Genomic DNA, 6,350 nt, shown 5'->3' on the forward strand with positions numbered 1-6,350 from the left:
ATGGAAAAAATTGTAATTATAACTGGAGGAAGTAGAGGATTAGGTCACGGTATTGCAGAAGAATATCATAAAAATGGATATAGAGTTATATCAATTTCAAGAACTATTTTAAAAAAAGAATATGCCGTTGAGCAATATCAATGCGATGTTAGTGATGTAAATCAAATTGAAAAAACAATTAAAGAAATCTTTTCTCATTTAGATAAATCAAATACCGCAATTTTAACTTTATTTAATAATGCTGGTAATTTAGGAACTGTAAATACACTTGAAAATATTGAACCAGAAAATATAAGCTATACAATTCAGGTTAATTTAACTGCTCCCTTAATTATAAGTTCACTATTTATTAAACATTCTAAAGAGTTTAATTGTAAAAAGAAAATTGTTAATATTTCATCTGGTGCAGCTGTAAATCCATATGAAAGTTGGACAATGTATTGCGCTTCTAAAGCCGGATTAGATATGATGACAAAAGTAGTTTCTAAAGAACAAAAAGAAATGAAAAATGGTGTAAAAATAGTTTCTTTATATCCAGGAATTGTAGATACCGAAATGCAGGCAAAAGCAAGAAATACACCAAAAGAAAACTTTAAATCGGTACAACGCTTTATAGATTTTTATGAAAACGGTGGATTATCAACGCCAAAACAAGTAGCTGAAAAAATTTATCAATTAGATGTTTCTGGTGTACTAAAAAACGGTAGAATTATAGATGTGAGAAATTTCTAAACCAATTTTAAACATCCTTTTTAAAATAGTTAATAATTAATTTTTTTAACTCTTCAATGTCAACTGGTTTGGTAATATAATTATCAAAACCACTAGCCATTAATTTCTCTTTATCTCCAACTAAAGCGTATGCTGTTTGAGCAATAATAAGAACCGATTTATTAAATGTACGAATTGTTTTTGTAGCCATATTGCCATTCAGTTCAGGCATTTGAATATCCATTAATACTAAATCAATATCTGGATTGTTTTTACAAGCTTCAACGGCTTCCACTCCATTTTTGGTAATTAATATTTCATTAGCAAATTCTTCAACAGCAATTGATATTAACATTGCTGATGCCTCATCATCTTCCGCTATTAAAATTTTTAGTTTACGAATTAAACCTTCTGCTGTAGGCAAATCTAATTTAGATTTAAAATTATCTTCCTTAATTGCTTCTGTTTTATAAGGAATTGTAAAATAAAAAACACTTCCCTTTTGCTCTTCAGATTTTACCCATATTTTTCCTCCTAGCATTTCAACATAGGCTTTAGAAATAGACAACCCTAACCCAGCTCCTTGTCGTGCCATTTTGTTAGAAATATCTGCCTGAACAAACCTTTCAAATATGGCTTCCATTCTATCTTTTGGAATACCAATTCCAGTATCTTTTACAAAAAACTCCAGAAAATCCCCTTTTTTACAACATCCAATTTTAATAAATCCTTTTTCTGTGTGTTTTAAAGCATTTTTTACCAAATTTATTAATACCGCATATACTTTTTCACTATCGGTAAACACAATATTTTCAGTTGATGACGGTATACTTTCAATTGAAAAAGCAATTCCTTTTCCTTCAATCTCAGGTTTAAAAAAATTATAAATATATTCTATATGTTCATTAACATTTGTAGAATCAATCACTACCTTCATTTGTCCTGATTCTATTTTTGAAATATTAATAATATCATTAATTATATTTAACATTCGAGTACCACTTTTTTTAATGATATTGATATACTTTTGTTGTTTTTCAATTGAAAGATTTTGTGTTTCTAATAATTCTGAAAAACCTAAAATCCCATTCATTGGTGTCCTAATTTCATGGCTCATATTAGCAAGAAAAGCAGATTTTAAACGATCCGATTCTTCTGCACGTTCTTTTGCTTCAACCAATTCAATTTCAGATTTTTTACGGTCAGTAATATTTCTCATAATACCTTCATGAAATATAATTTCCCCAGCTTCATTTAAAGAATACCAACCGTGATCTTCCACCCAAATAAAAGATCCATCTTTTTTTCTTACCTGAAATACGCCTAATTCTATATTTAATTCATCTAAAATTATATTATCTCTAACCGAACTTTCAATATAAAGGTCATTTATAATATCTAACGCTAGTAATTCTTCCTTAGAGTTATAGCCCAGCATTTTAACCATTGCCGGATTCACTTCTACAAATTTACCATCATGGGTGCTTTTATATACTCCATCAGGCATTGTTTCTACTAGTTTTTTATAATTTTTTTCGCTTTCTTCTACTTTCTCTTTAGCTGTTAATAGTTCATTTGTTTTATCTTTTACTCTTTTGCGTAACAAAAAAGTAAAAAACATACTAATTATTAAAACTAAAATTACAACCGAAATTAATAATTTTAAATTCTCTGGTATTCCAGTTTTAAAGTTTTTATCTAACCAATAAAATAAAGATTTATAATAGTAAGATTCTGAGTTATTTTTTAAACGTGAGATATTTTTGTCAAAAATCTCCACTACAGCATTATGCTTATTTTTAGTAAAACCATAATATAAACTAGATGGTCTTAATATTATTCCTGTAGATTTTATACTTTTATCAAATAAGCTAGAAAATCCAAAAAAACGATCTGCTAAAATAGCATCAATGCTATTATTTTTTAGAGCCTTTACTGATGTTGAGTAATCTTTAAAAGTGACTAATTCAAAAGAAATATTGAGTTCATTTACTGAAAAATTTTTCATTAAGTCCTCTTGCATTGAACCTTTTAAAACACCAATTTTTTTATTCTCTAAATCTAAAATAGAATTTAACTTTAGTTCACTTCGCGAAAAAAACTCTAACCAAGAGTTTAATACCGGTAATTTATTTAAAGTAAAAATGGAATCTCGTTCTTCAGAATATACCATATCAGGTAATATATCTATTTCACCGGTTTGTAACTTTTTGTATAAATTATCCCAAGTATCATAAATATACTCTAACCGTAAGTTTTCTACTTTTCCAATTTCATTCGTAATATCAATAAAAAACCCAACAGGCTTACCATTTGAATTTAAAAATAATTTTGGAGGATTGTCATAAACACCAACCTTTAATATTTGATTATTTTTCTCTTGACAAACTGCCAAATTAATTACACAAAAAACAAAAATTAAGGAAAATAGAAGCTTGAGGAATTTTAAAATCATTTTTACCTTTTTATTCAAAATTTAGTATACCGAATTTAACAATTAAAATTAAAAACAGCTTTATTTATACAAAAAAAAAGCCTTCAGAATACTGAAGGCTTTTTATATTATAATATTTATAACTTTTTAGGATTTTTTACTTTTTGTTTCATTAACGCCAGTTCAATCACTTCTTTCATTTCAGTTACATAATGAAATGTTAATCCTTTTAAATAAGATTCTTTAATTTCTAAAATATCCTTTTCATTTTCTTTACATAAAATTATTTCTTTAATATTTGCACGCTTTGCGGCTAATATTTTTTCTTTAATACCACCAACTGGTAACACTTTTCCACGCAAAGTAATTTCACCTGTCATTGCTAATTTTGGTTTTACTTTACGTTGTGTAAATACTGAAACCATAGAAGTTAGCATTGCAATACCAGCACTTGGTCCATCTTTAGGAGTTGCACCTTCTGGTATATGCATATGTAGTTTATAATTTTCTAACCATTCTGCTTTAATACCAAAATCTACTTCATTTGCTTTAATATATTCCATTGCAATTGTAGCAGATTCTTTCATTACATTTCCAATATTTCCAGTAATTGATAAGTTTCCTTTTCCTTTAGAAATAATAGATTCTATAAACAAAATATCACCACCAACACTTGTCCAAGCTAAACCTGTAACAACACCAGCAACATCATTACTTTCGTATTTATCACGCTCTAAATGCGAAGGACCTAAAACTTTTTCTATAATTTCAATAGAGACTTTTGGCTCATAAGTTTCCTCCATTGCAATTGATTTAGCCGCATAACGCACCATTTTAGCAATTTGCTTTTCTAAACCTCTTACACCCGATTCTCTTGTATATGCTTCTACAATTTTTTCTAACTCACGTTTTCCAATTTGTAAATGTTCTGTTGTTAAACCGTGTTCTATTAATTGCTTTGGTAATAAATGGCGTTTAGCTATTTCTACCTTTTCTTCAATAGTATAACCAGACACATTTATAATTTCCATTCTATCTTTTAAGGCCCAAGGAATAGTACTTAAACTGTTTGCAGTTGCAACGAATAATACCTTAGATAAATCGTAATCTACCTCTAAATAATTATCGTAAAAAGTGGTGTTTTGCTCAGGATCTAAAACCTCTAACATTGCTGATGAAGGATCTCCATTATGGCTAGATGAAGCTAATTTATCAATTTCATCTAACACAAAAACTGGATTAGAAGTTCCTGCTTTTTTAATATCTTTTATAATTCTTCCTGGCATTGCACCAATATAGGTTTTTCTATGTCCGCGAATTTCAGCTTCGTCTCTCAAACCACCTAATGACATACGCACATATTTTCTACCTAAAGATTCTGCAATTGATTTTCCTAAAGATGTTTTTCCAACACCTGGAGGACCATATAAACAAATTATTGGCGATTTCATATCACCTTTTAATTTTAATACCGCCAAATGCTCAATAATACGTTCTTTCACTTTTTCTAATCCAAAATGATCTCGGTCTAATATTTTTTGAGCGCGTTTTAAATCAAATTTATCTTCAGAATATTCATTCCAAGGTAAATCTAATAACAAATCTAAATAGTTACGTTGCACGCCATATTCTGCAACTTGCGGATTCATACGTTGCAAACGCCCTAATTCTTTATCAAAAATTTCTTGAACTTGTGGAGACCATTTTTTAGATTTTGAACGAGCTTTCATTTCTTCTAATTCTTCATCATAAGAAACTCCACCTAATTCCTCTTGAATGGTTTTTAATTGTTGATGCAAATAGTATTCACGTTGTTGTTGATCCATATCCGTTCTAGTTTTAGACTGAATATCATTTCTCAATTCCAAACGTTGTAACTCTGCAGTCATCTTTTTTAACGTAAGTAAAGCTCTATCTTTTAAATTATTAGTTTCTAACAATTCTTGCTTCTCCTCTACATTTAAATTCATATTTGCCGAAACAAAATTGATTAAAAAAGGATTGCTTTCAATATTTTTAATAGCAAAAGTAGCTTCAGTAGGTAAATTTGGATTTTCTTTAATAATTCTAATTGCCATATCTTTAATGGAATCGATTATTGCATCAAACTCAACATCTTTTTCCTGACTTCTATCTTCTAAACACGCCTTTGTTGTTGCCTGAAAATATGGTTTTTCTTGTACAATTGTATCAATTTCAAAACGCTTTTTACCTTGTATAATAACGGTTGTATTTCCATCAGGCATTTTTAACATTCTTAAAATTACGGCAACTGTACCAACTTTATGAATATCATTTACTGTTGGATCTTCAATAGCTTCATTTTTTTGAGCTACAACTCCAATAATTTTATTTCCTTTATTCGCTTCTTTTATTAACTGAATAGATTTGTCTCTACCTGCAGTTATCGGAATTACAACTCCTGGAAACAATACCGTATTTCTTAATGGCAATATTGGTAAAATTTCAGGAACATCTTCCTTGTTTATTTCTTCTTCATCTTCTGGAGTCATTAATGGTATTAAATCAGCATCATCATCTAAAATTTGATCTAATGACAGATTGTCCAGTTTTAAAAATTTTGAATTACCCATAGTATATAATTAGTCATTTTGTCATTTATATCTTTAAAAAAAAGTAAATAACAAATTTTAAATTCATTTATTTAATTGATTATCAGCACTGTAAAACATTAAATTTAACACGTACTACTATTATTTTTCAATTGTTATGCCAAAATTAAGAATAACACCTTCTATTTTTTATAAATTTAACTAAAAGTGTAACAGTTTAATTATTGCACTGTCTTTTAATTAGAAATCTATTTTTGAAAACAGAAATTCAACATATTAATCAACTGCTTGAGCTTTGTAAAAAAGGCGATACAAATGCACAATTTACTGTTTACAAACAGTATTATAAAGCTATGTATAACACTGCTATTAGAATTGTAAATAATAGTTTTGAAGCTGAAGATATTATGCAGGAATCTTTTTTGGCTGCCTTCACAAAATTAGATTCATTTATTGGAAATGTAACATTTGGAGCTTGGTTAAAGAAAATAGTAATACATAAAAGTATTACAGCTTTAAAAAAGAATAAAAAATTTGAAACAAAATTGTTAGAAAATTTTACAATTTGTGAAGATGAAAATAATGAAAATGAAGATTTTAGTGAAGCAAGTTGTAAAGAAATTCTTGAAAAA

Annotated in this window: 4 protein-coding genes; 2 read left to right on the forward strand and 2 right to left on the reverse strand. The window is 28.2% G+C overall.

Translation table 11 applies throughout. The features are described from left to right. Positions 1-732: an SDR family NAD(P)-dependent oxidoreductase gene (locus ABY298_RS06100; RefSeq protein ID WP_372745121.1), complete on the forward strand. Its 732-nt coding sequence runs from the start codon at positions 1-3 to the stop codon at positions 730-732. 7 nt (positions 733-739) lie between these two features. On the opposite strand, the gene ABY298_RS06105 is transcribed toward ABY298_RS06100, so the two are convergent. Beyond that, positions 740-3,106: an ATP-binding protein gene (locus ABY298_RS06105; RefSeq protein WP_372745122.1), complete on the reverse strand. Its 2,367-nt coding sequence runs from the start codon at positions 3,104-3,106 to the stop codon at positions 740-742. A gap of 176 nt (positions 3,107-3,282) precedes the next feature. Next, positions 3,283-5,739 (reverse strand): endopeptidase La, encoded by a 2,457-nt coding sequence (gene lon / locus ABY298_RS06110; RefSeq protein WP_372745123.1) that lies wholly within the window; start codon positions 5,737-5,739, stop codon positions 3,283-3,285. A 233-nt stretch (positions 5,740-5,972) separates the two neighbouring features. Here lon and ABY298_RS06115 point away from each other — a divergent pair. Next, the coding region (locus tag ABY298_RS06115; RefSeq protein WP_372745124.1) for an RNA polymerase sigma factor at positions 5,973-6,350 on the forward strand (378 nt) is incomplete at its 3' end.

It is taken from the genome of Lutibacter sp. (assembly GCF_041596795.1).
Classification (GTDB): domain Bacteria; phylum Bacteroidota; class Bacteroidia; order Flavobacteriales; family Flavobacteriaceae; genus Lutibacter.